Origin of the sequence: Chitinophaga polysaccharea, from assembly GCF_007829335.1 — a bacterium.
Taxonomy (GTDB): domain Bacteria; phylum Bacteroidota; class Bacteroidia; order Chitinophagales; family Chitinophagaceae; genus Chitinophaga; species Chitinophaga polysaccharea_B.
Window position 1 is genome coordinate 83,012 of record NZ_VIWO01000010.1, and the last position, 17,091, is coordinate 100,102.

Annotated in this window: 14 protein-coding genes and 1 riboswitch; of the genes, 6 read left to right on the forward strand and 8 right to left on the reverse strand. The window is 48.2% G+C overall.

From position 1 onward, the window contains the following. Window positions 1-5 precede the first annotated feature (5 nt). The gene (locus FHW36_RS26105) at window positions 6-2,903 is read left to right on the forward strand and encodes a DUF4132 domain-containing protein (protein ID WP_145673559.1); all 2,898 of its coding nucleotides are present in this window, start codon (window positions 6-8) and stop codon (window positions 2,901-2,903) included. A 66-nt stretch (window positions 2,904-2,969) separates the two neighbouring features. After that, window positions 2,970-4,562, forward strand: coding sequence for a beta-N-acetylhexosaminidase (locus FHW36_RS26110; RefSeq protein WP_145673561.1), 1,593 nt, complete (start codon window positions 2,970-2,972; stop codon window positions 4,560-4,562). A gap of 95 nt (window positions 4,563-4,657) precedes the next feature. On the opposite strand, the gene FHW36_RS26115 is transcribed toward FHW36_RS26110, so the two are convergent. Further along, window positions 4,658-5,284, reverse strand: coding sequence for a PliI family lysozyme inhibitor of I-type lysozyme (locus FHW36_RS26115; protein ID WP_145673563.1), 627 nt, complete (start codon window positions 5,282-5,284; stop codon window positions 4,658-4,660). Further along, window positions 5,284-5,457: a hypothetical protein gene (locus FHW36_RS30610; RefSeq protein ID WP_186452603.1), complete on the reverse strand. Its 174-nt coding sequence runs from the start codon at window positions 5,455-5,457 to the stop codon at window positions 5,284-5,286. Before FHW36_RS30610 ends, FHW36_RS26115 begins: the two co-directional genes overlap by 1 nt. A 258-nt stretch (window positions 5,458-5,715) precedes the next feature. Here FHW36_RS30610 and FHW36_RS26120 point away from each other — a divergent pair, with 258 nt between their 5' ends. Next, window positions 5,716-5,970 carry a hypothetical protein gene (locus FHW36_RS26120; RefSeq protein ID WP_145673565.1) on the forward strand — a complete coding sequence of 85 codons (255 nt, stop codon included), beginning with the start codon at window positions 5,716-5,718 and terminating at the stop codon, window positions 5,968-5,970. A gap of 49 nt (window positions 5,971-6,019) precedes the next feature. Here FHW36_RS26120 and FHW36_RS26125 read toward each other — a convergent pair whose 3' ends face one another. Next, a complete protein-coding gene (locus FHW36_RS26125) occupies window positions 6,020-6,883 on the reverse strand; it encodes a pirin family protein (RefSeq protein WP_145673567.1) in 864 nt (287 codons plus the stop codon). Window positions 6,884-6,893: 10 nt separating this feature from the next. Continuing rightward, a complete protein-coding gene (locus FHW36_RS26130) occupies window positions 6,894-8,180 on the reverse strand; it encodes a hemolysin family protein (RefSeq protein WP_145673569.1) in 1,287 nt (428 codons plus the stop codon). Window positions 8,181-8,355: 175 nt separating this feature from the next. Between FHW36_RS26130 and FHW36_RS26135 the strand changes: the two genes are divergently transcribed. Beyond that, window positions 8,356-9,333, forward strand: a complete 978-nt coding sequence (locus FHW36_RS26135) for a sulfite exporter TauE/SafE family protein (RefSeq protein ID WP_145673571.1) — start codon at window positions 8,356-8,358, stop codon at window positions 9,331-9,333. 9 nt (window positions 9,334-9,342) lie between these two features. Here FHW36_RS26135 and FHW36_RS26140 read toward each other — a convergent pair whose 3' ends face one another. Beyond that, complete coding sequence (locus FHW36_RS26140) at window positions 9,343-9,663, reverse strand: NirD/YgiW/YdeI family stress tolerance protein (RefSeq protein WP_145673573.1); 321 nt, start codon at window positions 9,661-9,663, stop codon at window positions 9,343-9,345. Window positions 9,664-9,762: 99 nt separating this feature from the next. Between FHW36_RS26140 and FHW36_RS26145 the strand changes: the two genes are divergently transcribed. Next, a complete protein-coding gene (locus tag FHW36_RS26145; RefSeq protein WP_145673575.1) occupies window positions 9,763-10,974 on the forward strand; it encodes a dicarboxylate/amino acid:cation symporter in 1,212 nt (403 codons plus the stop codon). Here FHW36_RS26145 and FHW36_RS26150 read toward each other — a convergent pair. The 3 genes from FHW36_RS26150 to FHW36_RS26160 all read right to left on the reverse strand — a co-directional run bounded on the left by FHW36_RS26150 (window position 10,925) and on the right by FHW36_RS26160 (window position 14,667). Further along, window positions 10,925-12,103, reverse strand: coding sequence for a trans-sulfuration enzyme family protein (locus FHW36_RS26150; RefSeq protein ID WP_145673577.1), 1,179 nt, complete (start codon window positions 12,101-12,103; stop codon window positions 10,925-10,927). The genes FHW36_RS26145 and FHW36_RS26150 overlap by 50 nt on opposite strands. Window positions 12,104-12,256: 153 nt before the next feature. Beyond that, a riboswitch (SAM riboswitch) is annotated at window positions 12,257-12,368 on the reverse strand. A gap of 71 nt (window positions 12,369-12,439) precedes the next feature. Then, on the reverse strand, window positions 12,440-13,375 hold the full coding sequence (locus FHW36_RS26155; RefSeq protein ID WP_145673579.1) for an NAD-dependent epimerase/dehydratase family protein: 936 nt from the start codon (window positions 13,373-13,375) through the stop codon (window positions 12,440-12,442). Window positions 13,376-13,434: 59 nt separating this feature from the next. Further along, entirely contained in the window at window positions 13,435-14,667 is a 1,233-nt protein-coding gene (locus tag FHW36_RS26160; protein WP_222429191.1) for a YdcF family protein, read from the reverse strand. A 302-nt stretch (window positions 14,668-14,969) separates the two neighbouring features. Here FHW36_RS26160 and FHW36_RS26165 point away from each other — a divergent pair, with 302 nt between their 5' ends. Next, a complete protein-coding gene (locus tag FHW36_RS26165) occupies window positions 14,970-17,084 on the forward strand; it encodes an ATP-binding protein (RefSeq protein WP_145673584.1) in 2,115 nt (704 codons plus the stop codon). Window positions 17,085-17,091: the final 7 nt, after the last annotated feature.

Sequence of the window (17,091 nt, forward strand, 5' to 3'; positions counted from 1 at the left end):
ACCTTATGCCGTACAACAAGGAAACGATACTACCTCTGCTTGAAAAACTGAACTTGACTAACTATGAAAACAATGAACCTTTACGGTCCGGGGTAGATTTCCTTACTGGTGTAACCTTTCAGCCACCCATCTTCACAGATGAACATGCGGATACACCCGGATTATTTATTACACTATTACGCGTACCAGAGCTATGGGACGATAACGACCGGCTGGTACTGCAGCTTATTTCTGCGCCCAATACCTGGGCCAGGTGCCAGGACCGGTTCCTGCGCACGATTGTACCCATGATGGACATGCCGGGTACTTCCTCGTCTATTGTACTGCGATTCAGTTATTTTACCAGCTTCCTGCAACAACGGGGCTGTACGCCGGAAGAGATAGGCTCGCGCCTGATCAGCTATTCCGGCGATGGACACAACTTTGATCTGGCGCCACTGAAATTTACGCCACTGCGTAAATTCTTACAGGACCTTATGAAGAGTGCAGCACCTCATGTGGTAGATGCCTACCTTCATACCTGGAGAGACAAGCCCTGGAATTCCCTGTTTTACCGCCTGTTGGCCAAAGCTCATCCCGAGAGGGAAATGGAATACCTGGAAAACAGGTTGCTGCGGGGCTACACGCTGGCAGACTGGTATGAACTGAGCCGGGTATTGCTGCAAAATAACGTGCAGAAATATGCCGACCTGGTGGCGCGCATCACGGGAACATTCACAGCAGGTCAACAATACGCTGCTGCCTTATTGGGCTATCACCTGTTGGCGACGCAATTGCCGGAGCAATATGTGCCGGTATTGAAAACAGCCGCGTACGATTTCCTGGAGGCGCCCCATACCAATATTGAAGCCCCGGCCCATAATGGTATACAGGCATCCAGTATGCCGCCACCGGTGGTACTGGCCATAAAAGACCTGTTGCAATACGACCAGCCTGCGGTGCTCTCCTACCTGGGCAACTACCTTACTGCCAAACGCTATATGCACCCGGATACCTTCCAGGTGCTGGCAGAGGAGCTGAAGGAAAACGCGGTCAGCCTATTGCTGCAAGCGCTGGCGAACGACTACGATGCCAGGGTGGTATTGCCCGCACTGAGCCAGTTGCCGGTGTCGTTGTACATGGATCAACTCTGGCCGTTTACCCTGCACAAATTAAAATCTGTTCGTTCACTCGTAGCCGTTATCCTGGCGGAACACCCGCAAGCATTGGAGAAAGCGGGCGAATTGCTGGAGCATAAAAAAGCAGATCAGCGCCTGACAGCCGTGCAAATCCTGTGCAGGCTAAATAACGCCCATGCAAGAACATTACTGCAAGAGGCGGTACAGAAAGAAATAAATGATGATGCCCGCGACCTGATGCTGGAAACATTGAATTATCCGACCATTGAAGACGGCGACGATCTTACGGTGGTAACCCGGTTGGTGGCTTACGCCAAAAAACGGCATAAACTCTCCCGGCCGGCGGAGAAATGGCTGGATGACACCTCCCTGCCATTTTTATATTTACTGGACGGCCAGGTGATGAGCATCGAAATGATGCGTTTCCTGCTGTACCGCATGTCGCGGGTAAAGGAAGTACGCGCCGATATGGAAGTGAAGCCCCTCCTGCGTTTAATAGACCGTTCCCGCAGCGGGGAATTTGCTTCCGCCTTATTTCAGCAATACCAGCAACAGGGCGGCGACGCCAGTATCCGGTACCTGCTGATTGTAGCGGCGATGCTGGGCGATGATCAGCTGGTAGAAAAGCTCAAGGACGCCATGCATTTCTGGATAGAATCCAAGCGTTTCAAAATGGCGGAACATGGCATTGCCGCGCTGGCCATGCAAGGCAGCGCCAATGCACTCCGCTTTGTTGAATTCCTGTCGCGCCGCTACCGGATCCGCAAATCGGCCGTGGGTGCAGCTGCATTGGCAACCTTGCAAAGCACCGCTGCTGAACTCGGCATCAGTATTCATGAACTGGGAGATCGTATTGCACCTGATTTCGGTTTTACCGGCATGTTTAAATATGTGGAGATTAATAACGAGACCTGGCGCGTATTTATCGATAACCACTTCAAACCCGGTTATCTCAACGAAAATAACCGCCGCTTCAAATCCATACCAACCGGTACTTCCAACGAAATGAGAGAATCATTTAAGCTGCTGGCCAAAGAAATTACAGATGCGGTAAAATCGCAGTCGCAGCGACTGGAGTATTTCCTGGTGATACAGCGTAAATGGAGTAGCCACGCCTGGCAGCAGTTGTTCCTGGGAAATCCGTTAATGTTTGTCTTCGCCAAACGGTTGCTGTGGGGATTATTTGATGAGCAGGATCAGCTGATCACCCCATTCTACTGCCAGGACAATATGGCCCTGCTTACAGCAGTGGATACGGAGATTACGTTGCTCGAAAATACCAGTGTACGCATCCTGCATCCCCTGATGCTGGATACGGCTACTTTACAACAGTGGAAGCATAAGTTTGTGGAACGCGGTATTGAACCGGTTTTTCCTCAACTGAACAGGCCGGTAAGTGCCTTATTGCCGCAACAGGCATATACTACGCTGGTAGATGATTTTGAGGATATATCCATGGAAAGCGAGGTATTGCATGCCCATATGGAACAGAAAGGCTGGAAACTGAGTGAGGGCAGCGATAGTAAATTCATGTATGCCTGGCACAAAACAGATGATGTACACCAGCTGGAAGTGATCCTGGAGATGAGTAGTATTACTGCTGCCGATCAATTCCGCTCTAAGCTGGGCAAGCTGTACTTCATCGATAAAACTAAAACATCACAACGTTGGTTTCGCAGTACAGATAAAGAAGCAGCTGACTGCCTGTTGCCGCTGAAAAACGTGCCGCCGGTATTTTATTCGGAAGCGATCACGGACATTACCGTGTCCCGCGGGCAAGCGTAGTTTTAAATCACGGGATTTTATTTGTATTTTATCACGGTTAATCAAGTGAACAATTAAAATTGCTGTATGTCAAAACTACGTTCCACGCTGGCAGGCGCGTTCCTGCTGTTGCTATCGGCACGCACCACTCCAGGGCATGCCATTAACATCATTCCGCAGCCATCGGAAGTAAAAATGTTAACCGGCACCTTTACATTATCCGGCGCCACTGCCATTATTCCTGGCAAGAGCGCCGGCGAGGCCAATCTCCTGGCACAGGCCCTACAGGAGAGTTATAGCATGGTACTCCCGCTGAAACCCAGTGCCAAAAACAATTACATCCGCCTTTCCCTCAATCCGGCTCTTAAAAAAGAGCTGGGAGAAGAAGGCTATCAGTTGCAGGTAACCCCTGATCATGTCGACATTACCGCCGCCACTAATACCGGTATCTTCTATGGTACCCAGTCCCTTCGCCAGCTAATCACTACCAACGGCAACGTATATACGATAAATGCCGTTGCCATTAAAGACAAGCCCCGCTTTGGCTGGCGCGCTTTCATGCTAGACGAAGGCCGTTACTTCAAAGGCGGAGAAACCGTTAAGCGCCTGTTGGATGAAATGGCCCTGTTGAAGATGAATGTGTTTCACTGGCACCTGACAGATGACCAGGGCTGGCGCATAGAAATCAAAAAGTATCCGCTGCTGACGCAGGTGGGCGGCAAGCGCGATTCCACACAGATAGGCACCTGGAACAGCAAAATATTTGATGGCAAAATCCATGAAGGCTATTACACTCAAGAGCAGATCAAAGAGATTATCAAATATGCGGCCGACCGGCATATCACAGTGGTCCCGGAAATAGAAATGCCGGGCCATTCCAGCGCCGCCATTGCCGCCTATCCCTGGCTGGGCACCACCCACCAGGCCATCAAAGTACCGACTACCTTCGGCGTGCATTACGATGTTTTCAACGTATCTGACCCCAAAGTGATTGCCTTCCTGCAGGATGTATTGGAGGAAGTGATTGCCTTATTCCCCTCTAAGGTCATTCATATTGGCGGCGACGAGGTAAGGTATGACCAATGGAAGGCGGATCCCGGTGTGAATGCCTATATGAAAGCGCATCATCTCAGCTCTCCCGCCGACCTGCAAATCGCCTTTACCAACAGCATTTCCAACTACCTGGCGGGAAAAAACCGCCGGATGACCGGTTGGAATGAAATCATGGGTAGCAAACTGCATGAGTATACCGACAACAAAGACAATACAGTAACCGAAAAGCTGGCGTCAGGCACCATTGTACAATTCTGGAAAGGCGAACTAAACCTGATCAACGACGCGGTGTCCAAAGGCTATGATGTAGTGAACTCCTATCATGCACTCACCTACCTGGACTACAGCTACCAGGACATTTCGCTGGAAAAGGCGTATAATTTTGATCCTATTCCCGCCGGACTGGATCCTAAATACCATGCACAGATATTGGGCACCGGTTGCCAGATGTGGGGAGAATGGATACCCGATGTAAAATCTATGAATCGCCAGGTATTTCCTCGGTTGGCAGCCTATGCGGAAGATGGCTGGAGCCAGGTGGCCAGCAAGAATTTCACCCAATTTCAGCAGGCATTGCAATACTTCTATACCCGCTGGGATAAGGAAGCTATTCGTTATAATAAATAGCACTGAAAGCAAAAAGCTATTGTAGCAAATGATATTAGCGAATATCTATAAATCGCATTGGTCATTTGCTACAATAGCTTTTTACTTTCTGCTCCCTACGGCTGTTGTACCATTCTCAATGTATCCTGTTCCCGTCTTGGATAATACAACAGCATTCCTTTCGTATTGGAGGTAAGCGCCTCCGGATCATCCGGTTTATACACCGGGAAACTGCGTACCAGCCGGTCTCCTTTTATATAAAAAGTATCTTCTCCTCTGTAGGAGGGCAGCTCCATGGTATCGATAGCATCGGTATTGATGCCAGTTATTTTATTGCCCAGGTTATAGGCGTATATTTTCCCGTAATGGCCCGAGCCTTCTGACAAGGTAGAGCAATAAATTTCCGGCTTGCCATCTTTATCCAGGTCCGCTATCATCAAGTCTTTCAGCATTCCTTTGATATCACGTTCCATTACGCTGTCTTGCCGGGTAGTATCCTTTTTATCAGTGACGATGAGCACCAGGTTCCTGATATTGTTGGTCCCTTCCGTCCGAACCCTGATGTGATACCCTTCATAGATGGTATCTTTCGCTACATTCTCTTTATCTTCCGGCGCATTCCCTTCGGGAGGGGCGTTGGCGGAATCATGCATTGCCCGCTCCTTTTTATTTTGCAGGGGGCTGTTACAGGAAAAAAGAGCGACCATCCCTATCAGGCAACCTATTATTATTTTACTGTCCATCATCCTTGTTTTTTGTTTTTGTGTGCTTTGGTGTCTTTACTGTTATGAGTCACGTCATTTCCTTTAAACTCCTGTTCTTCATTCTTGCGGCTATCCAGGTGGTCACGGATTTCAGGTTTGGGTAAATGTGGTTGTCGGTTTCGCTGGTTGTTGGCGCTATTCACGTTCTTCATAGCCAATAGATTTAAAGTAAACAATATTATATGCGACACAAAAGCAGTGCCCTAGTCGTTTGCGCGGCTGTGGGGTGTTTGTGGGAATAATCGTGTTACCCGGGTTCCACTGATTGACGGGCAATATCCACAGTTAACAGCTGCGGCTGGGGCAGCTGAGATAAAGTATAACTTGAATATGTTCAATGGATTAGCTCAAATCAAGAGGCATTGGCAAGATATCTGTCTACATTTTTCATGAACAAAATACTTAGCATTATGAAAAACCTGCCCGCCACCATTGGCCTTGTCGTAATACTGATGCTGCTCTTTTTCTTTAAAGGAAACCCGGATCATGCAGCACAGGCCGCTCCGATAGCAACTAACGGTAGCGTTATTTCCGAAGACGCTCTGCGTCAGTCGGTGGATACCATGCCTAAAAAGCACCACCCTGAAAAGAAGGATTGGAAGAAAAAAGGGAAAGGAATGGGAAAGGACACTACCTGGAGACCCAAGAAAGATAGCGTTCAATAAGCATAAGATGGTTATAGTACAGTACTCCTGGCAAGAGCCAGGAGTTTTTCTATTTTTCCAGGGTGCCGAATAGGCCGTTTTTATAGTCTGCTATTGCCTGGTCCACCTCTTCTGCGGTATTCATCACGAAGTTATCTTTTGCGGCTACCGGTTCATCGATCGGTTCGGCGCAAAGATATAACAGGCGGGTATTTTCAACAGCGGTCATATGTATATCGCTGGCGGTATCTTCTTTATCAAATACGACGAGGTGGTACCCGGTAACATCCGTTCCGTTTACATTTATTTTTCCATCTACTACATACAATAAAGTCCAGTAGCCCAACGTAGCCGTTAATGTCACCTGGCTGCCGGCATCTACCTTTCCCCATATAGCGGTAATAGGCGTATAGTTTTTCAGGGGGCCTTTTTTGCCTTCATAGTCGCCGCCTACCAGGGTAAGGTGTACACCTTCCTTTACTGCCACGGCGGGCATTTCTGCGCCTTTAATGTATTGGTACCAGGGATTTTCGCCCTTGTGGGCGGCGGGTACATTAAACCATAATTGCAGCAGTTCGTAGTTACCGCCCTTTTCCAGGAATTCGGGGGAAGGGCCTTCGCTGTGAAGGATGCCTTTACCGGCAAACATCCACTGTACATCCCCACCAGTCACCGTCATAGCATTACCAGCATTATCGCGATGGAAGCCTTGTCCCTGCAGCATAAAGGTAACCGGGGCAAAGCCGCGGTGCGGATGCGGATGCAGCCTGTCTTCCGGCGATCCCGGGGCAAAATATTTAGCCGGCATATGATGTACCACGATGAAGGGACTGGCAAACCGGAACTGCATGGTGGGCAGCGATTGCCTGACCACTTCGGTATCGGTAATGTGTTTTTCACGTCCTTCCAGCACGTGCAGTATCTTCTTCTCCATAAAAATTATATTAACGGATCAGTTTCAGTCTCGCTTTCTCCACGGAACTACGGAACATTTTCAGGATCAGTACTTCGTAGTTTTCGATGATGATCACTTCTCCTTCACGGGGGATATTACCATGTATGTAATTGATTAAACCGGAAAGTGTTTCATAATGTTCACTTTCAGGAAGCGGGTAAGGCAGCAGCTCATTGATGTCGGCCAGGTATTCGTGTGCGTTGACGATAAAGTTACCATCTTTTTGTTCCACGATAGGCGCCTCATGGTCGTGCTCATCCTGGATATCCCCTACCAGTTCTTCCAGGATATCTTCCATGGTTACAATCCCTTCTGTGTCGCCAAATTCGTTGGTTACAACGGCCATTTGCAGGCGTTGCAACTGGAAAGTACGCAGGAGGTCTTTGATCTTCATGCTATCCGGTACATAAAATACCGGCTTCATGATATCTTTTATATTGACCAGCGTTTTCTCGTGCATACCTTTTACCACATCTTTGGTATATACCACGCCCTGGAGGTGATCGAGGGAGTTGCTGTATACGGGGTAGCGGGAATAGCCATCGCGGATAACCTGGTCGATCAATTCTGCCAGGGGCAGGTTAATGTCGAGGGCGGAAATATCTTTGCGGTGGGTAAGGATTTCCTTTACCCGGCTGTCATCGAATTCAAATACGTTCTGGATCAGTTCCCGTTCCGTTTCTTCGATAGCGCCTCCTTCCTGGCTTTCAGAGATAATCAGTTTCAGCTCTTCTTCAGAGTGAATTTCAGACTCCCCCGCCGGGGTAATACCGATCAGGCGGAGAATACTATTGGCTAACCCGTTGAGCATCCAGATAAAAGGGCGGAAAATGACGAACAGCGCCCTTAGCGGAACGGCAACCACCAACGTGGTAGGCAGCGGCTTACGGATGGCCATTGATTTAGGCGCCAGTTCCCCGAAAACGATATGTAAGATAGTGATAATGGTGAAGGCGATGGCTACTGCGATTACATGTACGGCAGATTCGGCGATGTGAATACCCAGTTTATCCATTACTGTGAGTACGATGGTGGTCATCACCGACTCGCCCACCCAGCCCAGGCCCAGGGAAGCCAGGGTAATACCCAGCTGGGTAGCAGCCAGGTACCCATCGAGGTTACTTAAAATACTCTTGGCCGCCGCGGTGGTTCGCTTGCCCGCGCCGCTTTTACTGGCGATCTGGGAGGAGCGGACTTTGACAATGGCAAATTCTGCCGCCACAAAGAATCCGTTTAAAAGCACTAATATAATGGTCCAGAAAAGTTGCCAAAGCATGTAGTTCGTAAATTGGTTCGCAACCCCAAATATAGGTAAATCAATTTTTATACGTTGTTGCTATTTTATGAATAACTTATTTATTGACGCTCCCGGGGTATTTTTTTGCAAATAGTCTACTTATTTCATAGAGTTTATGTATTTTGTGGTGAATTAAGGCAGGCATATCAAAAAAATGGAGAAAGATACTACTACCCTGGTTGCCCCTGCAGCCACTATCACAGCGGAATCGAAGGCGGTAGCGCCAAAAGAAAACGGCAACAATACGGAAAACAGCACGTTTAGACAACAGCGCTGGATATATGGGTTGGCCGGACTACTGCTCCTGGTAACGGGATTGGGCATTGCCTGGTGGCAGTCGCCCGATTTTCGCGTGTATGTAGAAGATATTCCTCCTACTTTCTATTATTTCCTCGTTGCCGGGTTTATTTTTGCCATGATCGATGGCGCCATCGGCATGTCGTATGGTATTACGTCTACTACCTTTTCGTTGTCGATGGGGATACCGCCGGCATCGGCCAGTACCGCGGTGCATATTTCGGAGATCCTGAGTTGCGGCATTGCCGGCTGGATGCACCTGAGAATGGGAAATGTCAACAAGAAACTCTTTAAACTCCTGATATTACCGGGTATTGCGGGCGCGGTGATCGGCGCCTACCTATTATCCTCGCTCGAACATTATGCCCAGTATACCAAACCCCTGGTATCCTTATATACCCTAATCCTCGGAATCGTGATCCTGAAACGGGCTATCCAGGCACAACGCAAAAAGGTAGTGACTAACAAAATAAAACGTATCGGTTTCCTGGGATTTGGCGGCGGATTTATAGACGCGATTGGAGGCGGAGGCTGGGGCTCTATCGTGTTATCTTCGCTCATTGCGGGTGGCAGACATCCCCGCTTTTCTTTAGGCACGGTAAAGGCTACCCGCTTTTTTATTGCCATGCTCAGTTCCCTCACATTTGTTACCGTACTTTCCCACGTACACTGGGATGCTGTACTGGGCCTGGTATTGGGCAGCGCCATTGCTTCCCCGATTGCTGCCAGGGTGTCCAATAAAATTTCCGCTAAAACCATTATGGTGGCCGTGGCCGTGATTGTGATCCTGGTGAGTATGAAGAGCATTTATACCTTTGTGGGAAAAATCATATAGTCCTCACCGTTAATTAATCGGCTGGTTAACCGTTAACGTAATAGGTTTGTCCATTTCATATTCTACCCATACTTTAATGGTTACCGCTTCCCTATCGCTCAGCGGGCGTTCGGGCAGGAATTTGGGTGGTACATTTACGTGAATTTCTGCGGTACGGTCTTCAAACACGTAGTTATTGTTATTCAATTTTTTGGTGAAGTAGCCGATGAGCTGCACGGTAGTGCTATCGTTATGCAGCCGGCGGGCATTACGCATCACTTCTCCTACGGTATAGGTTTTATCCTGTACCAGAGCAAAGGGAAGCAACAAACCCAACAACCAGCTTTTCATATACTAAAATTAAGATACAAATTTCATTAAACAATAATCAGCCCTGATTGTTCACGGATCAATTACATTTGGTTAACTTGTACCCTATAAACTTCAGGCATGGGATTTTTTAAGACGTACCGCAGCATGGTTACGCTGCTGGCCGGCATTATAGCTGGCAGTATCGCAGGGCTTATATTCGGTGAAAAAGTTGTTGTGATAAAGCCCATCGCCGACATCTTCCTGAACCTTTTATTTACCGCCATTATACCGCTGGTATTTTTTTGTATTGCCAGCGCCATTGCCCATATTGAAGCCGGTAATAAGCTGGGGCGTATACTGGGTGTGATGTCGCTGGTATTCCTGTCTACCATTCTACTCTCCGCTTTCTTAACTATTGTGGCAGTGTGGATTTTCCCGATACATCAACAGGTAACGCTGAGTCATGATATCAACCTGGAGCAGCCGGGCAACTGGGGAGAGCAGCTTGTTAAACTCCTTACTGTAAATGAGTTCTACGAGATATTGTCCCGCAAAAATATGTTACCGTTTATCATATTTTCAGGCATCACCGGTTTGGCGGCTATGCGCGCAGGCGAGCATGGTAAAGCATTCCGGCAGTTTTTGTATTCCGGCAACGAGGTAATGAAAGATGTGCTCATTGTAATTATGAATCTGGGGCCTGTTGGTTTAGGCGCTTATTTCGCTTACCAGGTGGGCACTGTAGGTCCAAAATTGTTTGGCACCTACGCGCATTCCCTGGGTATTTATTATGGCTTCGGCTCCCTGTATTTTCTTGTTGGCTTCACCTTATATGCCTTCATTGCCGGTGGTATTCCGGGCATTCGCATCTTCTGGAAAAATAATATTATACCTACGCTTACCGCAGTGGGCACCGGTAGCAGCATTGCTACCATTCCCGCCAATCTCAATGCCGTAAAAGCGATGGGCGTACCCGAGGATATAGGCGGCGTGGTCGTTCCCCTGGGAGCCACCCTGCATAAAGATGGCTCCAGTATTTCTTCCATTATCAAGATGGCGGTGGTATTCGCCATGTTTGGCAAGAGCTTCGACGGACCGGGTATTATCCTGATGGCGCTCGGTGTTACCGTTATTGCCAGCATTGTAGAAGGTGGTATTCCCAATGGAGGTTATATTGGGGAGATGCTGGTGATGAGCATCTACGGCTTCCCGATAGAGGCCTTGCCCCCACTGATGATTATCGGTACCCTCGTAGATCCGCTGGCCACCATTCTTAATGCCACGGGCGATAATGTAGCCGCTATGCTGACAACGCGGTTTCTTCGCGGGCGGTCACCGGCAGTTTCTTAAACGCCTGTTCCAGGTCGGCCAGCAGGTCGGCTGTTTCTTCCAGTCCTACCGACAACCGGATGAGGCTATCGCTTACACCTGCCGCCTTTCTCTTTTCAGCAGGAATAGATTTATGGGTCATTGCCGCAGGGTGACATACCAGGCTCTTAATGCCGCCCAGGCTTTCTGCCAGCTTGAAGTAGTGCGTACCTGTTACGAAAGCGGTTGCTGCTTCGGTGGTATCGTCTTTGAGCGTGAAAGAAATGATTCCTCCAAATCCTTTGCTCTGCTGCTTTGCCAGCTCATGACCCGGATGCGATGGTAGTCCCGGATAAAATACTTTCTCCACGGCAGGATGTTGCTCCAGGTATTCGGCCAATGCCTGTGCGTTGATGCCATGCTGTTTGATGCGCAGTGGCAGGGTTTCTATGCCCCTGATCAGGAGGAAGCTGTCGAACGGCGAAAGAATGGCTCCACAGGCATTTTGGTAGAACTTGATTTCTTCACCCAGTTGCGGCGTTTTTGAGATAACCACGCCGGCAATTAAGTCGCTATGGCCCCCGAGGTATTTGGTAGCGCTGTGTATGACGAGGTCGGCGCCCAATTGCAACGGCTTTTGTAATATGGGGGAAGCAAAGGTATTATCGACGCAAAACAGGCAGTTATGTGCTTTGGCGATGCGTCCTATCGCTGCAATGTCAGAGATCTTCAGCGTTGGGTTGGTAGGCGTTTCCAGCCAGATGAGGCGGGTGGCCGGTGTAATGGCGTTGAATACCGTCTGTATATCGGAAGTATCAACATATTTTACTTTGATACCAAATTTTTCATACACCTTATGAAACAGGCGGAAAGCGCCGCCATAAATATCGTCTACAGCTACGATTTCATCACCAGACTTTAACAGTTTAATCACCGCATCGATGGCAGCAAGTCCGCTGGCAAAGGCAGATGCAGCGGCGCCACCTTCGAGTTGAGCGATAATTTTTTCGGCTGCTTCCCGGGTAGGATTGTTAGACCGGGCATAGTCATATCCCTTGTTAACGCCGGGTGCGTCCTGTACAAAAGTAGAGGTCTGATAAATAGGTACGGCAATAGCGCCTGTTTGCGGGTCTACCGGAATAGAATGAATCAATTGGGTGATAGTGCTCATCTTCGTTTGATTTTTAGTTTGATGAAAAATTGGTTAGACAGGTCCGGTTAAATGAGCGTATCAAGAAGTGGCAGGTGGGAGCAAAAAAAAACTCACCTGGATGCCAGATGAGTTTTTACATTATATGATAATGCGATTAAAAACATGTAATCTGACTTATCTTTCCTGGTTACTTTACCAGGATGGATGCAGCACCTTTCCCGCTTTCGCGCGATGGTTGCTAAGGATTCGCAGGGCCATTTCCCTCCTCCTTTCTTGATAAGCTATTTAAAGAACTGGTGCAAAGATAGGGCAGAAAATTTAATTACCAAATTTATTTCCTACAAAATTAGTAGACTATTGTTTTGCCAGTGTTAAACGTATGCCTTCTTCATAAGGCGTAGGTGTAACATGAAAATGATTTTCAAATTTTGACGAATCCAATATATAGGGATAATTGTTCTGGTAAAGCATTTCCTTCATTTCCCGGATGGTGGAATCAAACAAACCGGAGATCGTGAGCATAAAGCCACCCAGCTTCATGTACCGGGGTTTTACGCCCATTTGTGCGGCAATCATCTGCATATAACCTTTGCCGTCGGGTGCAGGGCTGGCTGTAGGCAGGTGCCACACCTGGTTCCAGGAGCTGTCATCCTGCGACAACAGGTAAAGTCCTTTGGCGGCATCCGGCGTAAAGGTATAACTATGTGTGAGGGTATCTTTTCCCAGCCACATCGCGGAGCTTTTATTCTTGAATTTGTCGATGATAAGGAGGTTGAGGAAGCCGGTTTTATCAGCGCCCGGACCGTAGAAATCCGCAGCCCTGGCAATGGTAGCGGTGATATTCCCCGCTTTTACTTCGTTCATTAATTGGGTGGCGATCGCTGCACGTACCTTCCCTTTTTTACTGCTGGGTTGATACGGAGTATCTTCTTTCATAGGACCGTTTACTAACCCGTACGAGTATACGTTGTCGAAGAAGATCAGTTTAGCGCCAGTAGCTTTACAAGCTGCGATAACATTATTCATGATCCGGGGCCATGCATCGGACCATACCTTAATGTCATATTTGAGTCCCGCTGTGAGGAATACGACGGCGCTTCCCTTCACGGCATTGAGTGTTTGCGCAGCATCGGTGATATCTGCAGATACCAGGTCGGTGATGCCGGCAATGGATTGAGGGGAGCGACTCACGAGGCGTACCCTTTTCTGGTTGCTGACCAGTATGGTGGCCAGTTCATTGGCAATAATACCTCCTGCGCCGAGGATGGTATACAAAGGTGACTCAGACATAAATGATAATTGTAGATGTAAGTAAGACGAACAAGTGATTAAAATATTGCGTTCCCCGATCAGGGATCCAGTGGGTCCATAGCGTTAGCCTGCAGGGAGCGGAGATCAGGCATAAATGACAAAAAGTAAAGGTCTGTTTGCTGGATATTTGCTACCGGCACATAACCTAGTTCGGTGTTACAGCGTTGTGCAAACACAGGGCTGTTTACATACACCAGGTGCATGGCATCAGACACGCACAACATGCGCTTGTTGACCGGCATACCGCTTCTCCAGGCCAGTCGCACAGCGTTACGTAAATTGGTGGTGGTATGCCGCGCATAGGGATCTACCAGCACCGCAGACGCGGGGATTTTCAATTCTTCTACCAGGTATTTTTTCATTTCCACTCCTTCTGAAAATTTGGTGAACACCGGTCTTACATGCCCTCCGGATACAATAATGAAAGGCACCTGTCCTTTACGGTATAAGTCGGCGCCCATACGGCAGCGGTTTTTACCGATTTCGCTGATGCGTTCTGTCGATTTTGGGCTGGCGCCCAGGATCACCATGGCCGGATACGTATATTTACTCCAATCGGTTTTCTTTATCTGCTTCCAGGCGGCGGCATTGAGCGCCGACAAGGGCTCATAACGGGTAGCTTCTTCCCGCCGGTTGAGGGTGAGCAACCCCAGTGCCAGTCGCAGGGAGGGTTGAAAGAAAAGAGTATTCTTCTCTCCCGCTTTCGCTACCAATCGCAGCACCGCGCTCTTATACGCAGGCGCCTCTACGTAAAATGCGGCGGAATCGATGGTCGGATAGCGTTGCCCCTTTCCTGTCGTATAGCCGTTAATGATATAGTTGATACCGTTGGCGGCATCTTTCCAGGCTGCTTCCAGCAGTTCATTATCGCCTTTGCCGGCATACAGCTGAAATAGGCCACTGGCGCGCATTTCATGAAACAAGGGCGCCAGCTCCCCCGGATGCTGCCGCCATAAACGCAGCAATGCGCCTGTTACCTCCCGGATAGCATCGTCCGAAAACAGTAACGCTTCGGCGGGGGCCTCCTTACTCATAGGATGAGCTATACGTTCCTGGCAGGTAACAAGTATATACTGCAGCGTACTATCTTTCTCCAGCAGCGCGGGCAGGCCTGGTAAACGCTCCATCAGCGTAAAAAGGTAGAAATTCCTGTCCTGCAGCAGCGAGGGACCGGCAATGAACCGGTAGTGCGGATCTGGTGCGCTGGGTTGACTATAAACGGCCGGTAAGAAAATGAATAACAGCAGGATATTTATTAAGCAGATTCTCATAAGACGCATGGAGATGATATTACTACCGCAATAATAATACAAAAACACGCCTGAATTTTGCAGGACTAAAAGATATTCAAAATTTATTATACCAACGGTAATCGGCTGGGAAGTCTGGCTTTTATTATATGGAAAATATTAATGTATTAAATCTGCTAATATATAGCTAATTCAATCGAAAATACATACCCATATTCATTGTTTTCAATTGATAATCTATTAGTTATGGAAAATAAAATCATCTATTTTCGTTCTTTGGCCGGGAAAGCCACTCCCGCCGACCCAATTATTATAGTCTAACAATGTACAAATTACCCGAAAAAAAGACGTTTACCCGTTACGTAGTGTTAACCATCATGGTACTGGTGCTGATGACATTTTTCATGATCTTCTTTTTAAAGAAAAAGGAGTCAACACAACTGGGTATCGTTGTAAAACATCTCGTTGCCACTAAAGCCGATGTTGGTCATATTGACCAGGCCGTACAGCTGTTGTATGCCGCCGATAATAATTTTCGTATCTATACCCTCACTTACGACCGCAAATACCTGCATACCTATATCTCGCAGTTAAATAGCATTACCGCACACCTGGACAGCGCCCTAACATCAGAAAAAGATGAGCAGCAACTGGAAGTCCTGATGACCGACAAAGCCCGGAAATCATCCCTGTTCCTGGAAACACGGCAATATGTGGACTCTCTCCTGCAGTTGTCGCGGGTATGGGATACTACTGATATTCCTTCTCCTGAAAAGCAGTTAAGCCAGATTAAACTCCCGCAAATAAAACCGGCAGCAGACACGATAGTCGCTACCCAGGTAGCCACCACCCGGGGGAAGAAAAAGTTGTTTGGCCGCCTGAAAGATGCGATCAGCAATAAGTCCAGCATTCAGCAAACCAATCGCCAGGTAACCATTGTGCAACGCGATACCAACAGCAACCGGGCTTTTACGAAAGAGCAACTGAAAAAGATACAGGATACCTATGCTAACTTTTTAAAGAATGCCACGGAAAGTCATAATAACCTGAAACAAAAAGAGTACGCCCTGGTGGTGGCCAATGAACGCCTGTTTTCCGAGCTGCTCCACCTGATGGCGGCACTAAAACAAAACATTACAACGGAAACGGACAAACGGCGGCTGCAGCTTGGGCAGGATATCGACCATTCGCTGTACCGGCTCGACAAGCATAACTCCTGGGAGATCCCCCTGATACTGCTGATGGTAGGCATTGTGATCTATGGCATTATCCGCCTGTACCGATACGACCTTGCTTTGTTAAAGGCCAAGCAACAGGCAGAGAAATTTGCCCAGCAGAAAAGTGATTTTGCGGCCACGGTGAGTCATGAGATCCGTACGCCGGTGCAGTCGATACTCGGGTTTTCCTCCCAGCTGGAGCGGGACCAGTCGCCCGAAAACATATCCGCCCTGCGTCATTCGGCACAAATGCTGTTGCAGGTCGTCAATAACGTATTGGACTACACGCAGATGGAAAGCGTTACTCCCGTGTTGCGCCAGGAAAAATTTGCACCCCGCACTGCCATCGAAGAGGTATGCCAGGCCTTGTCCATCCAGGCCGAAATGAAGTCACTGCCCCTGGTCGTTAACATCTATTTCCCCAGCACCTTACAGGTAATAGGCGACGATTTCAGGCTGAAACAGGTATTGATCAACCTGGTAGCGAACGCCATTAAGTTTACCGAAAAAGGGAACATTACCGTTACGGCGCATATGCGTGACAACAACCTGTTGCAGGTAAGTGTAAAAGATACTGGCCCTGGTATTTCCCATAAAGAACTACCTTTGTTATTCAACGCTTTCTCTCAGGGAAATAACCATCATCATAAAGGAAGCGGATTGGGATTACACATTACAAAGAAAATCATCGATCTGCATAACGGTAAAATTCATGTGGAGAGCCTTCCAGGTAAAGGCACCACTTTTTATTTTGAAATCCGGTACCAGGCGATGCCCGCATCTCCGGCTACCAAAAAAATTATCGCCCCCGTGAGTAATACACCTACCAATGCCACCATTCCTGCAGGAATCCGATTACTGGTGGTAGAAGACAGTATCCTTAACCAGAAACTGTTGGCGCTGATGCTCAACAGAATGCAGGCTTCCTTCCACATTGTTTCTTCTGCAGAAGAAGCCCTGGAAGTATACCAGCGTGAAGCCTTCGATTTTATCCTTACCGACATTGATCTTCCTGGTATCGACGGGCTGATGCTCACCGCCATGATCCGTGAACTGCCCGACAAGAAAAAAGCCAGCGTAACCATTATCGCCATTACGGGCAACGTAATGGAAGATGATATTTCGTTGTACTTACGTTCAGGGCTAAACGATTATATTATGAAGCCTTACCGCGAAGAAGATATCCTGGAAAAAATAACCAGGCATCGCCAAATGGTCTAAATTGCAG